Origin of the sequence: Bradyrhizobium sp. 164 (assembly GCF_023073715.1) — a bacterium.
Classification (GTDB): Bacteria; Pseudomonadota; Alphaproteobacteria; order Rhizobiales; family Xanthobacteraceae; genus Bradyrhizobium.
The window spans coordinates 40,750-62,952 of record NZ_JADPKA010000001.1 but is presented as its reverse complement, the minus strand read 5'-3'; the positions used below and the strand labels follow the sequence as shown (position 1 = coordinate 62,952).

The 22,203-nt window shown below is 59.1% G+C and carries 15 protein-coding genes; 12 read left to right on the top strand and 3 right to left on the bottom strand.

The genetic code is table 11. The features are described 5' to 3' along the window. Position 1 precedes the first annotated feature (1 nt). From IVB01_RS00215 to IVB01_RS00205, 3 genes are all read left to right on the top strand, one after another. The gene (locus IVB01_RS00215; protein ID WP_247494124.1) at positions 2-1,210 is read left to right on the top strand and encodes a CoA transferase; all 1,209 of its coding nucleotides are present in this window, start codon (positions 2-4) and stop codon (positions 1,208-1,210) included. 256 nt (positions 1,211-1,466) lie between these two features. Beyond that, on the top strand, positions 1,467-2,621 hold the full coding sequence (locus tag IVB01_RS00210) for a glycoside hydrolase family 88 protein (protein ID WP_247494123.1): 1,155 nt from the start codon (positions 1,467-1,469) through the stop codon (positions 2,619-2,621). Between the two features lie 249 nt (positions 2,622-2,870). Then, entirely contained in the window at positions 2,871-3,089 is a 219-nt protein-coding gene (locus IVB01_RS00205; protein WP_247494122.1) for a hypothetical protein, read from the top strand. Between the two features lie 686 nt (positions 3,090-3,775). On the opposite strand, the gene IVB01_RS00200 is transcribed toward IVB01_RS00205, so the two are convergent. After that, positions 3,776-4,705 (bottom strand): DMT family transporter, encoded by a 930-nt coding sequence (locus tag IVB01_RS00200; protein WP_247494121.1) that lies wholly within the window; start codon positions 4,703-4,705, stop codon positions 3,776-3,778. Positions 4,706-5,863: 1,158 nt separating this feature from the next. Between IVB01_RS00200 and nodU the strand changes: the two genes are divergently transcribed. Then, positions 5,864-7,519, top strand: coding sequence for a nodulation protein NodU (gene nodU / locus IVB01_RS00195; RefSeq protein ID WP_247494120.1), 1,656 nt, complete (start codon positions 5,864-5,866; stop codon positions 7,517-7,519). 1,339 nt (positions 7,520-8,858) lie between these two features. Then, entirely contained in the window at positions 8,859-9,548 is a 690-nt protein-coding gene (locus IVB01_RS00190; protein ID WP_247334166.1) for a methyltransferase, read from the top strand. Between the two features lie 1,074 nt (positions 9,549-10,622). On the opposite strand, the gene IVB01_RS00185 is transcribed toward IVB01_RS00190, so the two are convergent. Next, positions 10,623-10,919 carry a helix-turn-helix transcriptional regulator gene (locus tag IVB01_RS00185; protein WP_247494119.1) on the bottom strand — a complete coding sequence of 99 codons (297 nt, stop codon included), beginning with the start codon at positions 10,917-10,919 and terminating at the stop codon, positions 10,623-10,625. A 156-nt stretch (positions 10,920-11,075) separates the two neighbouring features. Continuing rightward, entirely contained in the window at positions 11,076-11,345 is a 270-nt protein-coding gene (locus IVB01_RS00180; RefSeq protein WP_247494118.1) for a hypothetical protein, read from the bottom strand. A gap of 976 nt (positions 11,346-12,321) precedes the next feature. Between IVB01_RS00180 and IVB01_RS00175 the strand changes: the two genes are divergently transcribed. The 7 genes from IVB01_RS00175 (at position 12,322) to IVB01_RS00145 (ending at position 21,362) form a co-directional block, all read left to right on the top strand. After that, the gene (locus IVB01_RS00175; RefSeq protein WP_247494117.1) at positions 12,322-13,665 is read left to right on the top strand and encodes an NtaA/DmoA family FMN-dependent monooxygenase; all 1,344 of its coding nucleotides are present in this window, start codon (positions 12,322-12,324) and stop codon (positions 13,663-13,665) included. Positions 13,666-13,699: 34 nt separating this feature from the next. After that, positions 13,700-15,397 carry an ABC transporter substrate-binding protein gene (locus tag IVB01_RS00170; RefSeq protein WP_247494116.1) on the top strand — a complete coding sequence of 566 codons (1,698 nt, stop codon included), beginning with the start codon at positions 13,700-13,702 and terminating at the stop codon, positions 15,395-15,397. A gap of 53 nt (positions 15,398-15,450) precedes the next feature. Then, entirely contained in the window at positions 15,451-16,359 is a 909-nt protein-coding gene (locus tag IVB01_RS00165) for an ABC transporter permease (protein WP_247494115.1), read from the top strand. After that, complete coding sequence (locus IVB01_RS00160) at positions 16,356-17,219, top strand: ABC transporter permease (RefSeq protein WP_247494113.1); 864 nt, start codon at positions 16,356-16,358, stop codon at positions 17,217-17,219. The genes IVB01_RS00165 and IVB01_RS00160 overlap by 4 nt, the downstream gene beginning before the upstream one ends. A 105-nt stretch (positions 17,220-17,324) precedes the next feature. Further along, entirely contained in the window at positions 17,325-18,932 is a 1,608-nt protein-coding gene (locus tag IVB01_RS00155) for an ABC transporter ATP-binding protein (protein WP_247494112.1), read from the top strand. A gap of 594 nt (positions 18,933-19,526) precedes the next feature. Further along, on the top strand, positions 19,527-19,727 hold the full coding sequence (locus tag IVB01_RS00150; protein WP_247354143.1) for a hypothetical protein: 201 nt from the start codon (positions 19,527-19,529) through the stop codon (positions 19,725-19,727). A gap of 255 nt (positions 19,728-19,982) precedes the next feature. Then, positions 19,983-21,362, top strand: coding sequence for an MATE family efflux transporter (locus tag IVB01_RS00145; protein ID WP_247494111.1), 1,380 nt, complete (start codon positions 19,983-19,985; stop codon positions 21,360-21,362). The last annotated feature ends 841 nt before the right edge of the window (positions 21,363-22,203 follow it).

The window sequence follows — 22,203 nt, the reverse complement described above, 5'->3', positions numbered from 1 at the left end:
CATGGTCGATCTTTTGAAGGGCGTTCGCGTCCTGAGCTTCAATCACTTCCTGATGGGCCCCGTGGCTGCGCAGTTTCTCGCCGATCTCGGGGCGGACGTCATTGCCGTCGAGCCACCAGATGGCGCCTTTCAGAGGAAATGGGGCGGAGCAGACAAGCGGGTCGATGGGCAGTCCATGCTGCTGCTCACCGGGAACCGCAACAAGCGAAGTCTCACGCTCGACCTGAAGAAACCTGAAGCCATTGAGATTGCCAGGAAGTTGGTTGCGACCTCGGATGTCATGACTGAAAACTTCCGCCCCGGCGTTCTCGACAAGCTTGGCCTCGGCTACGAGGACGCCAAGAAGATCAATCCGCAAATTATCTATGCTGCGGCCTCAGGCTACGGCCCCGATGGGCCCTACGTCTACCGTCCCGGTCAGGATCTACTGGTGCAGGCAATATCGGGGCTGGCCACGATTACTGGAAGCCGCGAGCAGGGTCCAAGGGCCGTAGGTGTTTCAGCGGTCGATCACCATGGTGCTGCGTTGTTTGCGGCTGGCATTCTGGCCGCGCTTGTGAGGAAAACGCGCACCGGACAGGGGTGCCGGGTTGATGTCAGCCTGTTGTCTGCTGCACTCGATCTGCAGATGGAATCCTTTACTTGTTACCTCAACGGCGAGCGGCCTGACGATGTCCGTCAGCCGGGACCGATCTCCGGTTGGTACTACGGTGCGCCTTACGGCATTTATCCGACGCGTGACGGTCATATGGCGATTTCTCTTGGATCTCTCAGCACAGTGTCGGAGGCGCTCGATGTTCCGGCCGATCAGCGCGTTCCAGACAAGGAGGCGTATCGCCGACGCGACGAGGCATCCGCTGCGATCGCCGCAAATGTCGCAAAGCGCACGACGGCCGAATGCATCGCATTGTTCGAGGACCACGGAATTTGGCACGCCGCGGTCAATGACTATGCAGATGTCGTGACCGATCCGCAGGTCGTGCACAACAAGAACTTCCAGGTCGTCCGCGGGGCGACGGGCGCGCCGATCACGCTCGTCAGCCATCCCGTGCGCTATGATGGCAAGCTGCCCGAAGTCCGACTGCCGCCTCAGAAACTTGGGGCTCAGACCGAGGAAATCCTCAAAGAGCTCGGCTACGACGACCACCAACTTGAAGACCTTTCCAGGAAGGGGGCGGTCGGCGCCTTTACGTCCTCGCGCGCCGCTTGATGACGCTCCCAACGCGCATCACGGCAGGCATGCTAGAGCGCATGTACACACTGGTCATGCGCGTGACGATCGGGCTGAGGCGGATAGGCCCTTGAGCGTTTGCTCGTGATCAGGAGCGATAGCTCGAGAACGCGGCTGCGTGCTCCTGACCCGCTTAAGCCATCGGCTCGGCCGAAGCGAAATCGGTCGGACATTGGACGGTTAGCACCGGGAACGATGCCCTGGGATTTCGGCAAGTGGCAAAGGAGTATCGGATATGAGCAAGTCGCGCTGGGCACACGCAATAGACCTGATGCAAGCACGAGTCGATCAGATGCTTGCCGCGATGAAAATAGAGTTTCCGCATTGGGCAGACAGCTCGACCGGCAAATGGACGACCACGCCGGACGGCGATTGGACGGGTGGCGCATGGCCGGGTATGTTGTGGCTGCTCGCGCGGCGATCTGGCGAGGCGAAATACCTCGATGGAGCTCGGTTCTGGAGCAGCCGCTTGAAGCCGCGCGCGCAGCTGCAAACCGCGTTCAAGGGCTTTGGGTTCTACTATGGGGTCGCTCTTGGCGACGTCCTGTGTCAAGACAAGGACGCAGCTCTCCTGGCACTGGATGCCGCAACCTCGCTCAAGACGCAATTCGATTGCCGGCTTGGCCTCATTCCGCTAGGCCGCGATGCGGAGGAATCGGAAGATGTTGGCAATTCGTTCAGCAGCATCGACTCTCTGCAGGCGGTCCCGCTTCTGTATTGGGCCGCCGCAAGGACAGGCGATTCCTCATACGCTGGCATTGCGGCGCGCCATACCACGCGCGTGCTCGACATTCATATGCGCTCCGATGGCTCAATCGTTCAGTCGAGTGAGCTAAATCCGTCCACCGGCAAGATAGTCCGCCATTTCACCCACAAGGGATTCAGCGACACGAGTGTCTGGGGCAGGGCGCAAGCTTGGGGGCTCGTCTATGCGGCGATCGCGCTTGCTCACCATCCTCATGAGACGCGCTGGATGGAGCAGTTGATGGCGGGAGCGGACTGGTGGCTTTCGCACGTGCCAGCGAGCATGGTCGCGTTCTGGGACTTTGATGATCCTGACATTCCCAACACGGAGACGGACACGGCGGCAACTGCAATCACGTGCTCGGCGCTGCTAAAGCTGGCGCGGCTCGCGCCGACGGCGGCACTGCGCGTCAGATATCGTGAGGCAGGCGAACGGACGGCAAGGGCCCTGATCGAGACCTATCTGACGCCAACAAAGCCGGACGATCCCCGCCCGCCCGGAATGTTGGTCGGCGCCTGTTTCAACAAGCGTCGCGATGCACGCGCTCAGGACTCGGCCAACAATGCAGAGACGATCTTCGGATCCTACTATCTGTTCGAATCATTGAACGTTCTTGATGGACTCATCGAGGCTGAGAAGATTTGACTAGAAGCAGCCCCTATTGCGATCATGGTCCAAGACGCATCGCTCAGCGGCGTGACGCTGACGGTGCCGTTCTTGTTCGGCTTGCACGAGAGGTGCCGCTCGTCAGCTATTTCAAATTAGAGGTACCGCTGCGCGGCGAAGCTGCGTGCGTTGATCGAGGAGGGTGGTGAGGCCCTCGCAGGCCCGCACTCCGGCAACACGAGGCGGTCGGGCCTGACAGGTCAAGGCACCGGGAGAGCGCAGACGTAGATGTGGCGCGACGATCAAGGACGCGATGACGGCGCTATGGGAAGCGTTGGATCGGTATGCGGCAAGCGGCTCAACGTGATGATTCCGGTCTTGCTGCCGGCCCTTGAGCAACATGGGCGATTGAAGCCTGGCCTGGCAGATCGTGATCGTGTTTTCGCGATCACCCCTGCAACCATCGACCGCCTGCGTCGACGTAAGGGTCGCGGCGAGCGGCGGTAGGCGGCGGCGCCGTGCCGGATTCTATTCGACCATCCGACGGAAAGCTCCGATCCGGACGATCAGTGACTGCCCACAGCCGAATTATGCGAAAGCGAAGGTCCGGCGAGAGCGGTTTAGCGATGGGGCTGGCCTCCATCACCAGCCCTCAGAGTGAATCACGATTTGCCGCAAGCGAATCACTTCCGATTCCGTCAGGTAGGAAAATGCTCTAAAGTAATCAAGCGCTATCATGCTCCGTTGACGCCCTATCAGCGCGCGCTGGCGCATGCCAAGGTGACCGCGGCTGTAAAGCGGCGCCTACGTGGATCAGTATCGCTCGCTCCATCCGGTCGGGCTCATGGCCGAGTTTCGCACAAACCACGAGGAACTTGGCAGTTGCGTCGATCGTCGTGCCGGACAGGTGCGCGGCCTGCAACCCGCTTGCACGAGCTCCGCGCCGGCAACCGCAGCGACGTTCGCCAAGAAGCCGTCCGCAGCACGGTGACGGCCGGCGAGGCGCGTGCCACGCACCGAGGCTGCCGTCGGCCTTATAAGACCAGGGTTCGCATGGCCGTCCAAGCTCGACCCGCACATTACTAGGATTGAGGGCTGGCTCGTCGAGGAGCCGCAATTGACTGCGCTCGCAATAACTCACGTTCGACCGCCCGTTCCGGAGTTGACAGCGCGCGCGTTGCCCAGCTCCTTCTTCAAGGCTTTCTCCCGACGGGAGAGTGGGGTGATATTTGCGAGCCATGGGGTTGGGAGCGCAAGGCCAGGGGCATTCCCAGGGCCGAGACAAGAACCGCGACGGCCCCCAGCCACTGTGTTGCGGTCAGAGTTTCCCGAAGGAAGATAGATGCGAAAATGGATGTAAGCACGGGAACGAGCGGTAGCAACAGAGCGGCGGCTGTCGCGCTCATTCGCTGCAGCGCGATCCCGTAGAGGAGGAAGGGGATCGAAAAGAGCAGCAATCCGGATCCGGCCACCGGAACAATATCGCCGATGACCACAGAGAGCGTCGGCAATGGGCGAACGCAAATCCACGCAAATACGACCACTGCAAACGCGACGATCTGGCTCGTTGTCGTAAGGCGCAACGCATCCACGTTTTGCGACATCACACGGACCGCTATGCTGTAGAGTGAGGCGAATAGCACGCCGGCGAGTACGAGAGCGACCCCCAGTCCCGGCGTTGCGGAAGGAGCAGATTCAGAGGTCCATTGCAAAAAGCCGACCCCGGCAAAAGCCAACAAAGAGAGAAAGACGATAGCACGGTTAGGGATCTCGCCAAGGATCAACCACGCAAGAAGTATGACCATCGGCAGTTCAACTGCGAACAGCATCGCCTCTACCGACGCCGGCAGCATCGAAAGTCCGAAGATCGACAGACCAGACGCAAGCGCCGGCTGCAGGATGCCGGCAAGGCCAGCACGCCAATCGCTCAAGCGAGGCGGCGCACCTGAGAAGATCGATAGTACGGTCAGGCTTGCGGCACTCACAGCCAACTGCGCTGTCAGAAGCGAGAGCGGTTCGATGCAGCAGAGCGCGGCCTTGGACAGAACGTTGCCGATGCTCCAGCTGACCGTTGCGAGTGTTCCGCAAAGAAGCGGTAGGAAAAGAGGTGGGCTCTCACTCAAGCTTATGACTCCCTTCGTCGCGGCGATCGGAGTGGGTTCACGGCAATGCACGTTTGAATTCTCGGTTCATGATCTGCCGCCGCCGGATCGCGTGTCGAATCCTGGGCTCTAGTTGTCCTACCCAAGGGCGAAGCCACGAGTATCGCATGCGTTGTTTCTATTAGCCTCGAAGCTTCGTCGTTCCGCACCACTGGCGAATGGCATGGTCGGAGGTAACCGGCGACGCCCTTACGATGATCGTACATGCGTTGTCGATCGCATGAAAACAAGTGAAAGAGCGATAAATCCATACCACGATTTACGTCACCTCCACCCGGGGCAGGCTGCTGCAACCTATGGGGTTGAAGACGGATTGGATCGAGCTGCCGTTCCGCCTTCGAAGGACCTGGATCCGGAGGTGCGTAAGGCGCTCCGGGAGTTTCTAGTCGCATCGCTTGACGGGTACGGCGATTCCCCTCACGTGGTTGATTTCGCAATCCGAGGACGCGCGCCAATGATGATTGGGGAGGACATTATGCCACAACGCAGGGGCCGGCGCTGAGGGCAGGCCTTGCCAAGGCCGTTCAAGGCCTCGGGGCCGCACGCTTCCGCATTTTTCGGAAGCTCGAAAACTGAATCGGTAATCGTAGTCCCTGCTTCTGTCCGAAACCACACGTGCCGAATGTAAGTAAATTGCCAGGGTGTCTGCACACGAGACATTCGGCCGAGAAATTGCGACCAGATTCCTCTGGTTTGCACTGGCCCAAATCATGCTGTGGCTACGGGCGAGAACGCAGAATGGGAGGCGCCTTAGTTGCAACCAGCCATCGAGATGACGTCGGCCACTGAGAATGAGGGCAAAATATAAGTCGTGATCCGAAATCCGATCTCGATCGGGACGGGGCGACCTGATGGTCTTGGAAGTCCCGTCTTAGGTCATGACCTGGCTGAAATGCGCATCCGCAACCTAGATGCGCACGCTCACGCCAGGCGGGCATCTGGTACTCGGATCTGCGTGTGATACCGCTCGAACGCTTGGCGTCATGCCGCTGATGCAGAGATGGTCCGGGAAGCGCTGACGAAGCGTTGATCGTTCGAGTGCGTCTGCTTGCTCGCTGCTTCCGCAGCGAAGACGGTCTTCAAATTAATCGAATTGTCTGGGGCTAACATGGAGGCACTATGCGCATCTGCGGTATCAAGCTGACGCATGACGGATCAATCGCTCTTATCGAGGACGGACGGCTTGCTTTTTGTGTCGAGCAGGAGAAGCGGGACAACAATCCGCGATATCAAAGCATTGACAATCTCGATGCAGTTGTCGTCGCCTTAGCGGAGCAGGGGCTGGATGCGTCGGATGTTGATCAGTTCGTCCTCGACGGCTGGTGGGGAGAGGGGGAGTCGGAATTCCAGGTCCTCAGTGGGGCTACGCCAATTACTCTCAAAGGTGCGCCGTATATTGAAAGTCATGCCGATGGCCTGCTAACGTCGCGCGACGGCACTGGCCTGCTACTGGGCGGCAAATCCTTTCCTTACAGGAGCTATCCGCACGTCACGGGCCATGTGGCCGCCGCATACTGCACGAGTCCCTTTGCGAAAGCAGGACAACCCGCGTTCTGTCTGGTGTGGGACGGCGGCACCTTTCCGCGTCTTTATTATGTAGAACTCCGCGGCGCCCAGTTCATCGAATGCCTGTTCCCAATGATTGGGCACGCCTATGCGGCCGCAGGTTATCACTTCGGACCGTATAAGCAGGCGACGCGCACCAATTGGGACCTCGGTGTTGCCGGCAAGTTGATGGCCTATATCGCACTAGGCTCTGTTGATGAAAACATCGTCATGGTCTTTCAGGAGCTTTACGAGGAGCACTTTGGGACCAATGCAGAGCTCGCCCGTCCTGACAGTCCGGAGTCTGCGCTTGAAGCTGTGCATGATTACGTCGATGCCAGCGCGCAGCGGTTGAAGTCCAAGGCTCCCGAAGATGTGCTTGCATCGTTTCATTGTTTCCATGAGCGTCTGCTCGTTCGCGAAATGGCGCGTGCTTTGCAGCGCCACTCACGTTTTCCGTCGCGCAACTTGTGTATAACAGGCGGCTGCGCTCTCAACATAAAATGGAACAGCGCACTACGCGCCAGCGGCCTGTTCGATGCTGTCTGGGTGCCGCCCTTTCCGAATGACAGCGGATCGGCAATCGGTGCCGCTTGCTCGGCAGTGGCGGCCGACAAAGGCTTCGTGCCGCTACAATGGTCAGTCTATAGCGGTCCAGCCCTGCAGCCGAGCGATGTGCCGACCGAATGGGACGCCGCGCCGTGTAGCATGAGTGAACTCGCGACCATTCTCGCCAGCAACAAGCCGGTGATTTTCTTTGCCGACCGCGCCGAGCTTGGGCCTCGGGCACTGGGTAGTAGAAGCATCCTCGCAGCCGCGACGACGGCGCGAATGAAGGATCATCTCAACGATATCAAACTTCGCGAACACTTCCGGCCGGTCGCTCCGATATGCTTGGAGGATCGTGCCCCGGACATTTTCAGCCCTGGAACGCCGGACCCTTACATGCTCTTTGATCATCAGACACGAGCAGAATGGCGGGACAAAGTCCCCGCCGTTGTACATCTGGACGGAACTGCGCGATTGCAAACCATTCCCAGATCGTCCCAGCACAAAGTCGCCAAGCTTCTCGTCGAATATGAGAAACTTACGGGTATTCCACTGCTTTGCAACACGAGTGCGAACAACCATGGACGCGGTTTCTTCCCGAATGTCGCAACGGCCTGCCAGTGGGGAGGCGTTGAGCATGTATGGTGCCATGGCATGCTGTGGACGAAAACACAGAAGTGAGCGATTCCCGGTCCAACGGCACCTTTCCCGCTAAGAATGAGCGAGATATGACAGCGGGTCGCTGTCTGCCGGATGTCGCCTACGTTGCGCCGGGAGGGGTGCTTCGGGCTGCGAATGGTGCGGCAGGAGGACGATTTTATGTATGGTCCTCGGCACGGCTACCGCCTGATACAGGCATATCACGGTGCTCGGCGAGCCAGTGCCGGCATGCCGCAGAGCCTAATGATAGGCTTGCTGCGCTTAGTGTTCCTGGCACGGCCGTTGCTATTGAGAGGCAGCAACACCGACTGAGGCTGTGCATTCAGACGTGTCAGACAGACGCTCTCTAACGCTGTGTGTCCATTTCCGAGAGAATAGGCGGGGGAGCAGCCGCGGTATCGTTGGGACTTGCCAGTGGGCTCATCAGGATCGCCGGTTGCGATCGGCCAGCCATGATAAGGGCGGTAAGAAGGGCCGAAGGTCCGGGAAAAGCATCTTCCCGCTCGCGAGCGGTCTGGGATCGCCAGAGCGGCAGCAGCGGCCTGGGAAAAGGGCTGATCCCTCAATTTCAAACTGAGACACGGCATTATCGCTCAACACCGTCCGGCGTCCCTGGTGATGGGCGCCGCGAAATGGCGCTGGCGCGACACGGGCTAGTCATCGCACAAGGATGCCGCGATTGGCGGCGACTACCGCATCAGCACCGGACATTTTGCCACAACGTAGCAGTCGGCGCTGAGGACAGGCATAAAGCGAGAATCGGGTCAATGCCCAGAGCCGCAGGCGCTGGGCAGCTTTGGGTAACGCGAAAACTGATCAGGTGAGCGCAGTTCGTGCTTCTGTCGGAAACCAAACGTGACAAATGTCAGTAGAGCGCCAGCGTGTCTGCAAACGCGGACGTTCGGCCGAAAAGTCGCGAGGGATTCCTCTAGCTCGCACTGGCGCATGGTGCGGCAAGAGGACGATTTCATGTATGGTCCTCGGCACGGCTACCGCCTGATACAGGCAGATCACGGTGCTCGGCGAGCGAATGCCAGCATGCCGCAGAGCCTAATCATAGGCCCTTGCTGCGCTTAGCGTTCCTGGCACGGCCGTTGCTATTGAGGGGCAGCAACACCGAGTGAAGCTGTGCATTCAGACGTGTAGAGAGATGTTCTCTAAAGCCGTGTGCCCATTTCCGAGAGAGCAGGCGCGGGAACAGCCGCGCTATCGTTGGCAGTCGGTTGATGGAGAGCGATATGAGGCCGGCTATCCGGCTTCCCAGCTCACCGCTTGCCGGACGCTGAAGCAGTTCGTCCAGACCGGCCTGCTGGCCGCCGGCGTCTCGCGATGTTGTTTTCACCACAAGATGGAGAGTTAGATGAATGCCCCGCTAGGCGCATCTGTAAGGCGCCAAACGACTGACGTAGATGCAATGCTAGCCGAACTGCGATTATGCGAGCGCCCACATGACGTGGAAGTAAGCGGCCTGCCCCTGCACGTCCTGCCTGGTGTTTTGTCACCACGCCTAAGTCACGGTCCCGACGCATTGATGTCGAAGTGGCACATCGAACCTGGCGCGACAGTACTCGATCTGGGATGCGGATCAGGCGTACTAGGGCTTGCAGCGCTCCGTGCCGGCGCAGGCTGTCTAGTGGCACTCGACATAAATCCGCAAGCCGTCCTCACGACGAAGATAAACATCGAGAGGTTAGGTTACTCGGACAAAGCCGAGGCGCGCTATAGCGATACCTATTCTGGGCTGCATTCCGGAGAAAAATTTGACATCATTCTCTTTGCCGCCCCCTATTGGAATCGTAAAGCGAAAGACGACCTGGAGCGCTCTTGCTTCGATGAACATCACAATGTCATGGCCTCGGCTCTCAAAGGTGCGCGGCGCCGCCTAAATGACAAGGGCGTGATGTATGTGCTCTTCTCTGATCAGGGAGATGTCGGGCGCGTCTTGAATTTGATTAATAGGAGTAAGCTGCGCGTCAGGAATATGCATATTTTCCGCCCCTCGATTCCAGAGGGCCACGTCCGGATTATTTGGGAACTCACGGTGCGATGAAAGCTCTTGGCTCTCGAGCGGCGTTCTGGCCGAGCATGGGCCCCTAAAGAAGGCCGAGGCACTGCACCGCCCGCTTTTCAAAAATTATAATGCTCGCGGCAGTTTCCCGGCCGACGAGGCGCGCTCAACGTTTCTCTCGCCGTGACCCACCGCGATGATCACCGAACCTGTGAAAAGTCCGTTCTGGCGCACCTTCACGTAGGAGGCTATCGATCCACGGTTATCACCGGCGCAGCATCGCGGAGCTCGCACTCGCCCTCACCGACGTTTCGATAAAGACGCGCCAAGTAATCCGGGAAGGCTGGGCTCGTCCGTTGCCGCGTACTCAGCATTCAGGAGGACTGGGTCTCTGGTCCTTACGGATCGCAGCCTACGTAATGATACGGAGGTCAGCCGTCGCACTTCCTTGATCTTGGAAATGCATCCTCATCTATATGACACCATACAGACCAATCTACGATCCGCAACTCTGGCGAGCTCGTGCGCAAGCAAACGCGAATCAAGGCGGATTCGCTCGGCCCCGGCCAACCCAGGGACAGGCTCCTGAAAGTCGCCGATGAATACGACAAGCTAGCCAACACGCAGAAAGGGGTGGCGCGCCCAGAACGGACCAAGAGCCAGGTTCGTGTCACGATTTCTGATCGTTATCCGTTTTCTTGACTAAATGCTCGAGCGGCTCGCTCCGAGCCACGACGAATGTCTCGGCCGGTTCTTGGCCAATTGGTTCGGATGGCGGTGGTTCTTCGCCCGCGGATGCCGCGGCCCGCAGCGAATCAGCCGCATCATGCGCGTTGCCGATTCCTTAGGTACGTGCCCACCGGCGCCAATTCCACGGAACGCACACACTTTGGCCGATAACTAATTTCAAAAGGTGAGCCAACATCAGAAGAGACAATCAATATTGATTCAAGCGGAAGAAAGGCGCGAACAGAGTCACACAGTGGGATTGCGTCGACACTCCAACCCGCTGAAGTATTGTTGCCGAAGGCGTATGCGAATATCTCCTGCGTGAAGCCTTTGCGCTTCCGCAGCTTTCGAAATTCCTGTCCAGCAAATTACATTGTTTTAGCGAACTCACGCGAGCAGAGCGCTATTTCTTCTTGTGACGTGGACGAGCCGGCTTGCGACCTTTGCGAAATGCTTATGGGACGTTGCTCCTCTGGGCGGTTGGATAAAGAACTCAGATAAATGGACGCCAAGCGATTTAGCGATCCGATCGAGCAGATCGATTGTTGGATTCGCATCTTGCCTCTCAACAGCGCCCATGTATGAGCGGTCAATGTCCGCATCGTAAGCCAATTGCTCCTGCGGAATACCGAGATCAACGCGGATCCGCCGCACATTCCAGGCCAAAAGCGCACGAGCTTTCATGCGCTAAAGCAGCCATTCGGTGGGCCATCAAACCACTGGCTATAACCGTTCTATTGTTTTCGGTTTCAGCGAACTCGCCGCGTGAGCTTACATGAAAGAGCCGGTCTTAGACCCAGATGCCGGGCACGCCGCGCCGAATGAGTTGGTGCTGACTTTCTATGACGACCAGCATCTGGACGTATTTGGCGACTCCTCGATGCGCAGGCCGATGGCACCAACTGAGAAGAAGTTGCCCGGATAGTATTGCTTCTCGCCGACCTTGCAGCCCCGGTTCACCTTCCGCGGCAGCAACGTCGTGGCGATCCCGGAAGCCGCCTGGAAGGAAGTGGGATTGGCGACGATCCGCGTCCGAGGCAGCGAGGTCGTGTCGCGCGATTTTGACTTGATCTGTGGGCCTAGCAGCGCGGCGTCACGCTGGGTTTTCATGGGTGATCAGCGCACTGGGCTGTGGGCGTCACGCGCTCTCTGGCCTGCGCGGAGCATGTCGCCACCTCTGGGCGGGCAAAAACGTGGCCACGTCAGACACCGCGGTGCGCAGGACCGAATAAAGATACGGAACGCATTGCGAGCTACGAGGGTCCGATAGTGCTGCCAGTTCTCACGCAATACATCGCAAAAAGAAGCGCATTCAATCGCATTATTTGATGTTGCCGTCGGATCCATACTGCCCACGGTTGCAACTATTCGCCAGCGTCAACGTTCTGCTCCACACTGTCGACTCAAATGCACGTCTCACCATCACAAGTTTGTGCATCGATCCTGCCGTTACGCTCGAAGCAAGGTCCGAAAAAACGTAGGTCACAGCATCAGCGGATTTCGCGCAACTTGACCATGTGGCCAATGCATTCAAATGAATCGAACAAGACCTCGTCTTAAGAAAAGGATACCAAGTGGCGGCAGTAGATTGAAATACTCAACTATTGCGTTCATATGCTCGGCACAGCTACACGTGTCCTATAACGAGCTACGCTTTCGTGGGCTGCGGCATCCAAGGACACTGTTTGATGCAATTTGCGATGCAATTGGGAAGCACGGCCTTGCGCACGCAATTGGTCATCATCTCTCGCGCATGTGCGTCCCGCAGACTGTTGCTGCGAGCCCTTGAGTGGAAACCCGAACGAAGCGCGCCGCTGCGGAGCCAGATCAACACCACAATCAGGATCATTCTGGCTTCACCTGATGCCGTCCGCCGTGCCGAGCGGCCGAGTATTGGCCAGCGCAATGCCCAAGTCTTGCCTATGAGGTTGCTGTCTCGAAGCGTGGTCGCTCGCGGCCCTTTCGGGCGCACTCTGGCCAAGCCTCCGCCAGGGGGCGAGGTCAGTAGCCGAACAGCGTGACCAACATCAATTTGTCATTGAAGGCGTTGCCGGCAGCTTCGAGGTCGCCGCATTTGGGAGTGCCTATGTCTTCCGTCATCCGCACGCTTCATCTTGGCCTCAATCTTCACGGCGCGGGCGGTCACTCCGCAGCGTGGCGTTGGCCGGGCACCAACCCAAGCGCCTTCTTCGACATCGAGCATTACGTTCGTGCTGCGAAGATTGCCGAGCGTGGCCTGTTGGATGCGGTGTTTCTAGCGGATACCCCCGCGGTGCCCTTCGACATCACTCGGCAGCCGCCACTCAATGGGCTTGAGCCGATGCTTGTGCTTTCCGTAATCGCGCGGGAGACAACGCGCATCGGGCTGATCGCAACGGCGTCGACGACCTACAATGAACCATACAATCTGGCGCGCCGTTTCCAGTCGCTCGATGTCATTAGTGGCGGCCGAGCGGCCTGGAATGCGGTTACGACATCCAGCCCAGCGACGGTAGCAAACTTTGGTGGTCGCCAGATCGGACGCGAAGAGCGCTACAAGCGCGCCGAGGAGTTCGTTGAAACCGTCCGTGCTCTTTGGCTGAGCTGGGGGGATGAGACCATTGTCGCTGATCAGGCATCTGGAGTTTACGCCAATACCGATCATTTCCGGCTGCTCGATCCCAGCAAGAATGCGTTCGCAATCCGAGGCCCGCTCACCCATCCCGGCTCGCGCCAGGGCTATCCCATCATCGTCCAGGCTGGAGGCTCGGATCCTGGCGTGCGCCTTGCGGCGCGCAGCGCCGATGTCGTTTTTACCGCAGCCGGGGACTTGAAAACGGCAATCGGGGAGTCCGAGCGCCTGCGCGCGCTCTCGCGTCAATTTGGCGGCCGTGCAACTCCACTCATCCTCCCCGGCCTCGTCACCTTCATCGGCGGCACGGAAGAGGAGGCACAACGCCGAAAGAAGGAAATCGACGCGCTGCTTGATCTGACGCGCGCGATGGACGCCCTCGCACGGAGCATGGACGTGCCGGTCGAAAAACTCAGCCTCGACCGGCCCATTCCCGAGGAGCTCTTGCCCGATCCTCACAATGTTGCGTTCTCGGTCGGTCATCACCGCACGTTCGAAGCATTGGCGAGGGAAGGCCGCACGGTTCGCGAGATCATCGGCAGCGTTCAAGCGTTCGGTCATCGCTTGCTCGTCGGTGCACCCGAGCAGATCGCCGATTCGATCGAATCATGGTTTCGCACAGGCGCGGTCGACGGCTTCAACATCATTCCAGACGTGCTGGAAGACGGCGCGACGGCGTTTGTCGATCATGTCGTGCCGATCCTACAGAGCCGCGGTCTGTTTCGCACGGAATACCAGGGGGAGACACTGCGCGAGCACCTGGGAATCCCTCACCACGACGTTGCTGCCAAGACGTTGGCGAGGCCGTCGTCTCTGTGACGCAATGTTTGTCCACATTCACCGGAGTTTGGAGATGTCTGTTATCGAACGCACGAGCCTTTGGCGTCTCGGCATCCAGCCGAGCACTCGAAGAAAGCAAAAGGCGACGGCTGTCCTGTTGGCGGTCTCAACGCTCCTGCAGATCTCGATCATGGCGTGCTGCTCTGCCCAAGAGGCGTCAGCCGGCGGACCGAAACGAGGAGGCATCATTCGCTACGGGCATTTTCAAGAGCCGCCCTGCCTGTTCGGGGGATGGGTGCAGCAGTGGTATCTTCAGCGGCAGTATAGCGACAATCTGGTTGCTCGGAGGGAAGATGGAAAGATTGTGCCTTGGCTCGCAACGTCTTGGACAATCTCCGACGACAGGAAGGTATACATCTTTGAGATCAAGCCAAACGTCAAGTTTACCGACGGGACGCCTCTCGATGCACAAGCTGTTGCCGAGAACATCAACGGATGGCTCGGCAATGATCCGGATCGTCGCAATCCGACTGCCGCTCCTTACCTCGAAGACAGCTTCGAATCGGCGACAGCAATTGCCCCTCTCACGCTGCAGATAACGCTGAAGACGCCATTTCAGCCGTTGCTCAACGTTTTCGCGCAGTCCTCCCAAGGCATTTTGTCACCAACTGCGCTCAAGCGCGGACTTGCCGTGAACTGCAGCAGCCCGGTCGGGTCAGGCCCGTTCATCGTGGAGAAATGGAATCACGGGCAGAACGTCGTGTTTCGCCGCAACCCGGATTACAATTCGGCACCAAGTCACGCCAAGCACCAGGGGCCGGCTTACGTTGATGGCATCAACTGGAGGTTCCTTGCGGATCAAACCGTCCGCTATGGCTCACTGCTGACGGGCGAATCTGATGTCGTCTATGATATTCCGGCAGTTGCCTGGAAGGACGCCAACTCCCGCTTCGCCGTCTTGCGGCATATAACAGGCGGCACCCCTTTACGCCTGGCGTTGTATGCGGCACGGCCCCCCTTTGACGATGTGCGCGTCCGCCAGGCTTTTGCATACGCTGCTGACCGAAGAGCCGCCGTCGAATTGTCCTTCCTCGGCGCTTTGCCATTCGAGGCTAATGGAGCGCTCAGCCAGAGTTCGCCGGAATATATCAGCGGGCTCGGGCGGTCCTATGGGTATGACGTTGGAAAGGCCAATCAGCTCCTCGATCAAGCGGGTTGGACTGAACACAACAAGGACGGCATTCGCCTCAAGAATGGCAAGCCCCTCGTCGTTCGAATCTCCTATTCGAGCGCTTTTCTAAAGCCAGACGGCGAGCAGGCATTGCAGGTCATCCAGCAGCAGGCGAAAGCTGCCGGATTCGAGGTGCGCCTTCAGCCGACCAACCAGGCGGATTTCTTTGCCGGGAAGAATCTCGGTCCGGACGACTACGAGGTCGTGCTCCTCTATTGGGTTGCACCCGGCGCAGAGATCTTCCGCATTTCATGGAAGCCTGATCGGAACGGCGAGCGGAACCGCTTTAATCCGTCGCGCTACCAGGATGAGGCACTGTGGAATGTCGTTCAGACAGCGGAACAGGAGTTCAACGACGGCGGGCGGACGGCGCTTTATCAGCAGGCTGAACGCAATATCGTGGAGAAAGCGGCCGTCCTAGGCCTCACGGTGCTCGATGTCACATTGGCAACCAGCCCAAAGCTGAAGGATGTCTGGCTGGACCGCGGGTCGGTCGGTGAACCCGTCTTTTATGACGCTCATTTCGTCGACGTGAAGTGATGCGTGTGAATAGCGCAGCTCATGTTCGGATAGGCTGGCTTGCGGGCAGGTTCGTGTCCGCTGCGACTGTGGTGTGGCTAGCTGCGACCTTTACGTTCCTTGTTCAATGCCTGATGCCCGGCGACCGTGCCCAGATCATCATCAACATGGCGAGTGGCAACGTTGGAGAGGCCTCTCCAGCAGAGCTCGCGGCGGTCAACGCAAAGTACGGCTTTGATCAGCCACTCGTTCTGCAATACGGCAAATACATATGGGGCATCCTGCATGGGGACCTTGGCTTGTCATACCAGCAGCATCGGCCGGTCCTTGACATCATCGCAGAACAGATTGGGCCAACCATCATTCTGGCGGTTGCGGCGCTCATTGCGGCATGGGTCATCGCGGTTCTGACGACCGTCCTCGTCGCCGGCCAAGACAACATGTGGTCAACCTTGCTCAGCGGAATACAAGTGTTCCTGGCGACAGTGCCGCCCTACTGGCTGGCTACAATCCTCCTCGTTGTGTTTGCGGTGCAGCTTCGCATTGTACCGGTCATCGGGGGCAATTCCCCGATCGGGCTCGTTCTTCCAACGATTGCGTTGGCTTTAGAGTTGTCAGGATTCCTCGGGCAAATCGTTCGCAGCGAATTCACGCGTGTCCTCGAGCAGCCATTTGTCATCTCGGCGCGGGCACGAGGTATGGGTGAGCTCGGCGTCAGGTTTCGCCATGTCCTGCGTCATGCAGCGTTGCCCGGCATCACTTTATCAGGCTGGGCGATCGGAAAGCTTCTTTCCGGTGCGATTCTGATTGAGGCGGTATTTGCGCGTCAAGGCCTTGGTGGAGTCCTTGTCGCTGCGACGTCCTCTCGAGACGTTCCAGTCGTCTCAGGGGCTATTCTGATCTCCGCCGGCCTGTTCACCGTCACCAATATGCTCGTCGATCTCACCTACCGATTCGTCGATCCCAGGATCAAGATGACATGAGCAGGGTAGGTGACTGGAGCGCGTGTTCGCAGCTGATAGAGGCGTCGGCGATCCTCCGTCGTATTCCTCTTCGGGTTCACGTAGCTCTGATCGTTATTGGTTTCTTTATTGTCGCGGCAATCGCGCCGAGTCTGCTGCAGACGCACGATCCGCTCGCGATCGATTTGACGGCACCATTGCAAGCTCCCTCATTCGCGCACTGGTTCGGAACGGACCAATCAGGCCGGGATATTTACTCCCGAATTGTCGAAGGAGCAGGCCAGTCACTCACCATCGGGCTTGGCGCAACTGCGCTGAGCATCGGCATTGGGCTGGTTTTTGGCATCATTGCCGGCCTTGTGGGTGGCGCGTTCGACCATGTTCTCAGCCGGCTTTTGGACGTGCTGTTCGCACTTCCCACGCTGTTCCTCGCGCTTCTGTTCGTGTGCTTGTTCGGTCCATCGGTGCTGACCCTCGTTATAGCGGTCGGAGTTGGCACAGCTCCGGGCTATGCTCGGATGATCAGAGGACAGGTTCTGTCTGTAAAAGGGGCGCCTTATGTGGAGGCTGCCAAGGCCCTCGGCCATCCTTATCCACGTATCCTATGGCGGCATATCATTCCGAACGCGATGAGCCCGCTCACGGCGATGATGACGCTTGGCGTTGGGCAAGCGATCGTCTGGGCGGCGGGTGTTGCGTTTCTCGGTCTCGGCGTCGCTCCCCCGGCGCCTGAATGGGGCGCGCTGCTAAATGCTGGGCGAAACTATGTGATCTTCGCATGGTGGCTTGAGATCATGCCGGGCATTGCCGTGGTGTCGTTTGCTCTCGGCCTGACTGTCGTCGGACGCTATTTGCAGGATCTCCTGGAAGGAAAGATCTAAGTAATGCTCCACGTTCCTAATCGACAAGTGCCCCCGCAGGCGAACCTTCTGACAGTCGATTCACTCTGTGTCTCATTCGGGCGGGATCTTCCTGAGGGAACAGCCGTGCGCGGCGTCTCATTCTCTCTCCAGGCTGGGCGCTGCCTGGCCATTGTCGGAGGGTCCGGCTCCGGCAAGAGTGTGACTTCGCGCGCCATTGTCGGTCTTGCCGGCCGCCGGGCTCATGTCCATGCGCGTCAACTGACCTTCGCCGGCACCGATCTCACAGCTCTCGATGATCGCAGCTGGCGGCGCGTCCGCGGCAAGGAGATCGGCTTCGTTCTGCAGGATGCACTCGTCGCGCTCGACCCGCTACGTCCGGTGGGCAAGGAGATTGGCGAAGCACTGCGTCTCCACCGTGCGGTTGCATCAAGCGAGGAGCTCGAACGGCGCGTCGTCGCACTCCTTGAGCTCGTCGGGGTCCCTGAAGCAGCGGTCAAAGCCCGGCAGCTGCCGCATCAACTATCCGGTGGCCAGCGCCAACGCGCGGTCATCGCTGCCGCTCTGGCCCTCGATCCACGCATCCTGATCGCCGACGAGCCGACCACGGCTCTCGACGTCACCGTGCAGGCGCAGGTGCTGGGATTGCTGGAAGAGACCAAGTTACGGGGTAAGGCGCTTCTCCTGATCAGCCATGATCTGGCGGTTGTCTCCCGGATAGCTGACGAGGTCTTGGTCATGCATGAAGGCAAGGTCGTCGAGCACGGATCGGCAGACCAGGTCTTCCAAGATCCTCAGCACACCTATACCCGCCAGCTTCTAGATGCGGTGCCCTCTGCGCGCCCGCGCGGCTCTCGCCGGTCGTTATTGCCCGCCGCTCGGCCGGCGAGGCCGCCGTTACGGTCTCAGGAGCAATCACCATCAACATTCCCTTCGGTCGTGCTCAGCGCGGCACATCTTGTGAAGCGATTCAAAGGACCAGATGGCGTGCTGCGCACGGCCGTCGATGGTATCTCCTTTGAGCTGCGATCCGGCGAGACTCTGGGCGTCGTCGGGGAGTCCGGATCTGGCAAGTCAACGATGGCACGATTGGCGCTGGCGCTTGACCCGCCCGATGAAGGCGCCGTTCTGTTTCAAGGTCGGGCCTGGACCACGCTCACCGAACGCGACCGCAGGGCGCGGCGCCGGGCCATCTCGGTCATTTACCAGGATCCTCTCAGCTCCTTTGATCCGCGCTGGTCTGTGGGACACATCATTTCCGATAGCCTCGCAAGTGACGTGGAGAGCAGAGACGAGCGCTATGAGCGCGTTGTCGAGCTTCTTGATCTGGTCGGACTATCCCCAGCCCTGCTGGATCGCCGGCCGCTCGAACTCTCGGGCGGTCAGCGCCAGCGCGTTGCGATCGCCCGTGCGATCGCTCCAAGGCCCGCTGTGATCGTCTGTGATGAACCGGTCTCGGCTCTCGATGTCTTGATTCAGGCGCAAGTGCTGGACCTGCTGACCGATCTCAAGGCGCATCTCAATATGAGCTACGTCTTCATTTCGCATGATCTCGGTGTAATCCGCCAGCTCAGCGACCGCGTCATGGTCATGCGCCAAGGGCGCGTCGTCGAGACCGGCACCAGGGACGAGATATTCCTCAATCCGCGCACCGACTATACGCAACGCTTGCTCGCAGCAGTCCCAAGCCTTGCGCGCGGCGGGGTGGCCAATCGTTCATTCAGCCGCGTCTAAGAAGACGCCGGCATAGATGGGCTCGTTTCAATGCTCTGTGATGAACGCCGTTTCGACGATCGGGCCAAGGCCTTTGGCGATTGAAGGCTCGAAGGCGCGTCCTTTAGGCGGCACAGGCGATGCGGGCAAGCTTGTTGGCGAGTGCGATCACCAGCGCCCCCAAAGGTCACGAGCGCCGGGCGCGGAAGTACCTCATCCCCTTCTTCGGCAAGAAGGGCCTCTCAGAAATTACTGGCGTGAACGAGTACCGCATGCAACGGATTGCAGATGCCAAAGAGAGGGTGGGAAAAGCGCGACCTTCCTAGCTCGTCCTCAATGTCTTTCCATATGCTGTTGTAGTCAGTCTATTCGTGCGTTGGTGAGCGGGAGGTTGTCACATCCGCATCCGCCTGTTGGGATTCCTGCGGTGCAAGTTGCCGAGCATCTAAGCGCTTTGGGCTCGTCCATGATGCGACTGTGGGATTTGCGACTATGCTGTCGAGCCCAGGACACGTGCGCTTGAGCAAATAGCCTTTACAAGTCAAGCTCTCGTAGTTGGCACGAGCCTTGAAAAGGAGCTGTCATTCAGCATCGCATGCTCGAGGAATTGCAGTGATGGCTCACAAGATGAAGGCCTCTCAGTTCACCTATGCCGCGCACGGTTCCGTCACCGTGATCGACCAAACCAATATCGCGGTTCGCGCCGGCACCGATCGTCCGATGCCGATGACCGACCGTTCGGCGTGCCAGCCACCTGCTGCGTCTTCTTTGCGCTTAACACGCGCCAAAAAGTCGATGCGATTGCGGAGGCACTGATCAAGTTGCTCATCAGCGGGCGAGCAGCCGTCAGATCCTAAGCCCAACGGCAGGTCTAAGCCGACGCGCGCCTCCTCTGTGAGGCGCAGCTGCCCAGGCGGGCCGCCGGTTTCCGCATCGGTAGGCCATCACGAATTCAGGGCGGGAAAGAGCATCCCTCTCGGCGGAACAACTCGTTTGCGGACGAGGCAGATCGAGCAGCAATCCATGAACAAAATAGTCGAAAGAAAACCAGGATCAGCTTTGCGATACGCAATGACGAGACGAGCGGCTGGCCAACACCTCACTGTCGAGCTCAGCGAAATTGTGAAGCTCGCGTGGCCGATGGTGTTGACCCAGCTTGCGCAGGTCGCGATGATGACGACAGATCTTGCCTTTATCGGGCACATCGGGCCTGAGGCACTCGCCGCGGCCGCCCTGGCCGTGACGCTCTATCTCGTCAGCTTCACCTTTGGCGCGGGCCTGCTCGCGCCGATCGCACCTTTGGCGGCGCAGGCCTATGGCGCCGGGAATCATGCTCTGGTACAGCGCGCACTGCGCACGGGGCTGTGGGCGGCGCTGATGCTATCGTTCCCGATCATCGCGTTTGCGTTTGGCGGAGAGCAAATATTGCTCGCTTTCGGTCAGGCGCCAGACGCGGCGCGGCTCGCCCAGCAATATCTGTTCGGACTGGCCTTGGGCGTGGTGCCGGCGCTATGGCTTCAGGTCATCCGTAATTTCATGAGTGCGGTCGATCGGCCGGAGCCGATCTTGTGGATCACACTGGCGGCTATCCCCCTCAACGCCCTGCTCGTGTATCTGCTGGTCTATGGGAAGCTCGCGCTGCCGCGGCTTGAGCTGTTCGGGGCCGCGCTTGCGAGCACGTTGGTGAACTGTGCGATGTTCCTGGCCGGTTTCTGGTTTGCCACAATGCGTCGTCCTTTCCGTGACTACCACGTGCTTGCAGATCTCTGGCAACTCGATTGGCCCTTCTTGCGGCAGCTGATCGTGATCGGAACTCCGATTTCAATCGCCTCCCTGATGCAGTACGGAGTTTTGTCGGCTGCCGCGCTCCTGGCCGGCCTAATCAGCACCAGTGCACTCGCTGCTCATCAGATCGCGCTTCAGATCACCGTGATTACATCCATGATCGCTTTCGGCATCAGCATGGCGGTGGCCGTGCGCGTTGGCCATGCGGTCGGCCGCAGCGACGGTTCCGGCATCCAGCGGGCGGGCCTGGCCGCGATACTGCTCGGTACCCTCATCGCTGCCCTGCTGACGGTTGCGGTGATCGTCGCGCGTTTTGAGATCGCCGAGCTGTTTCTGGACAAATCGGCCGGAGATGCCGACGCAACGATCGGACTGACTGCAGAGCTCCTTATCGTCGCAGCGAGCCTTTTTGTCACTGATGCAGCGCAGAGCATTGCGGCGGGCGGTCTGCGCGGACTGAAGGACACCCGTGTGCCGCTTCTGTTCGTCGGCATTGCGTATTGGCTGATCGGCTTCTCACTTGGCTACGTGCTTGGTTTGAAGATCGGGCTTGGTGCAATCGGTATCTGGATTGGCTTGTCAATCGGGACAACCATCTACGCGGGGCTCCTCGTCCTGCGGTTCCATCTGCTGGCGAGCAGGCGTGCTCTCAGAGCCGTCACTTGATGGCGTGAATCACGGTTATTGGCGTGATAATCTTAGGAATGCGAGGCTACTTACTTAGTGTGCGCTCCGCCTTCATACCGAGGCAAGCCGTTTGGTTCGGAAGAAGATGCTGAACCGCGTAGTCACCAGGAGCTGCGGGCCTTTCTAAGGCACATCGAAACGAAGGTGCCGGCCAACTTGGCCCCCATCTGGGCAGCACTCCACTGAAGCATCCAAGGTCAGGACCTGGCTCGCCCGATGTCCGCGCTGGCACGTTCACTTCACACCACCCATGCCTCCTGCCTCGATCAGGTCGAACGCTTCTTCACGCTCATCAACTAACGCGCCCATCCGGCACGGCCGACGTCGTAAAAAAAGCGGCAGCTTTCTCCGCGCTTGCGATTTCACGCCCCTTCATGTGGACCGCTAGTCCCAACTCCATCCTCCTGTACATCGCGCGACTTTGTCGGCGAACTTCCGGGACGGAACTGCGTCGCCGGGATGAAAACTGAGGAACGGAAGGCGGGCGGCGATTTGTGGCTCAATGGTCCGACATCTGGAGAATGCGCGTACGTGCATCGAAGGCAACTATTACTCGATCGTCATAGAGAGCGACATTGGCTTTGCGGTCGAAGGCATAGAGAACAAGCGGGACTTGCCGTCTCGAGCGTTGCCAACCATTGTCCGGTTTGTGACGGAGAAGCGAGTGCTGTCAGTTACGAAATTCTGGCGGCGTCCGCCGCGCCGTTTCTGGACACGCATTCAACGTCAATTCAGGATAGGTGAGGGCTGGCACAGACATTGCTATTGAAGTGCGTCGTAAAGGCCGAATGCAGGAATAACGACCGCATGAAATTGTGGA

What these genes read in the sequence shown, in the direction of transcription:
- IVB01_RS00215 (WP_247494124.1), top strand. Translation starts at nt 2, where the DNA reads ATGGTCGATCTTTTGAAGGGCGTTCGCGTCCTGAGCTTCAATCACTTC.
- IVB01_RS00210 (WP_247494123.1), top strand. Translation starts at nt 1,467, where the DNA reads ATGAGCAAGTCGCGCTGGGCACACGCAATAGACCTGATGCAAGCACGA.
- IVB01_RS00205 (WP_247494122.1), top strand. Translation starts at nt 2,871, where the DNA reads ATGTGGCGCGACGATCAAGGACGCGATGACGGCGCTATGGGAAGCGTT.
- nodU (WP_247494120.1), top strand. Translation starts at nt 5,864, where the DNA reads ATGCGCATCTGCGGTATCAAGCTGACGCATGACGGATCAATCGCTCTT.
- IVB01_RS00190 (WP_247334166.1), top strand. Translation starts at nt 8,859, where the DNA reads ATGAATGCCCCGCTAGGCGCATCTGTAAGGCGCCAAACGACTGACGTA.
- IVB01_RS00185 (WP_247494119.1), bottom strand. Translation starts at nt 10,919, where the DNA reads ATGAAAGCTCGTGCGCTTTTGGCCTGGAATGTGCGGCGGATCCGCGTT.
- IVB01_RS00180 (WP_247494118.1), bottom strand. Translation starts at nt 11,345, where the DNA reads ATGAAAACCCAGCGTGACGCCGCGCTGCTAGGCCCACAGATCAAGTCA.
- IVB01_RS00175 (WP_247494117.1), top strand. Translation starts at nt 12,322, where the DNA reads ATGTCTTCCGTCATCCGCACGCTTCATCTTGGCCTCAATCTTCACGGC.
- IVB01_RS00170 (WP_247494116.1), top strand. Translation starts at nt 13,700, where the DNA reads ATGTCTGTTATCGAACGCACGAGCCTTTGGCGTCTCGGCATCCAGCCG.
- IVB01_RS00160 (WP_247494113.1), top strand. Translation starts at nt 16,356, where the DNA reads ATGAGCAGGGTAGGTGACTGGAGCGCGTGTTCGCAGCTGATAGAGGCG.
- IVB01_RS00150 (WP_247354143.1), top strand. Translation starts at nt 19,527, where the DNA reads ATGGCTCACAAGATGAAGGCCTCTCAGTTCACCTATGCCGCGCACGGT.
- IVB01_RS00145 (WP_247494111.1), top strand. Translation starts at nt 19,983, where the DNA reads ATGACGAGACGAGCGGCTGGCCAACACCTCACTGTCGAGCTCAGCGAA.